This is a genomic window from Nocardioides sp. CPCC 206348 (assembly GCF_048654705.1).
Classification (GTDB): domain Bacteria; phylum Actinomycetota; class Actinomycetes; order Propionibacteriales; family Nocardioidaceae; genus Nocardioides.
Genome location: NZ_JBMCZA010000189.1, coordinates 2,090 through 2,788, shown reverse-complemented (window position 1 = coordinate 2,788; position 699 = coordinate 2,090). Strand labels below are relative to the sequence as shown.

1 pseudogene is annotated in these 699 nt (G+C 72.0%); it reads right to left on the bottom strand.

Annotation, left to right across the window (positions count from 1 at the left end):
* A pseudogene (locus ACOADB_RS15575) lies at positions 1 to 699 on the bottom strand (DegT/DnrJ/EryC1/StrS family aminotransferase); the annotation flags it as partial.

The window sequence follows — 699 nt, the reverse complement described above, 5'->3', positions numbered from 1 at the left end:
GGCTTCAGGCGGTGCACCGGCGTCGGGTAGTACGTCGCGCTGCCGATGCCCTGCTCGGTGAGCCGTGCCTGCAGCGCGTCGCGCTCGGCCGAACGGACGGTGTACTGGTGGTACGAGTGGAGGTAGCCCTCGGGCACGACGGGCGTGGCCGCCGTGGTGATCCCGGCGGTCAGGGTCGCGGCGTTGGCCCGACGCTGGTCCGTCCAGCCCGCGAGGCGGCGGAGCTGGTTGCGGCCCACGGCTGCGGCGACGTCGGTCATCCGGGTGTTGGTGCCGACGACCTCGTTGGCGTAGCGCTGCTCCATGCCCTGGTTGCGCAGCAGGCGCAGCTGGCGGGCGAGCTCGGCGTCGGCCGTGGTGATCATGCCGCCCTCGAGGGAGTGCATGTTCTTGGTCGGGTAGAAGCTGAAGCAGCCGGCGACGCCGAGCGAGCCGACCGGGCGACCGTCGATCGCCGCGAGGTGGGCCTGCGCGGCGTCCTCGACGACGGCCAGGTTGTGGCGCTCCGCGATCGCGTTGAGGGCCGTCATGTCAGCAGGCAGGCCGTAGAGGTGGACCGGCATGATCGCGACGGTCCTCGGGCCCACGAGCGCCTCGACGGCGGCCGGGTCGATGTTGAACGTGTCGGGCTGGATGTCCGCGAAGACCGGGGTCGCACCGACGAGCCGGATCGCGTTGGCCGTCGCGGCGAACGTGAAC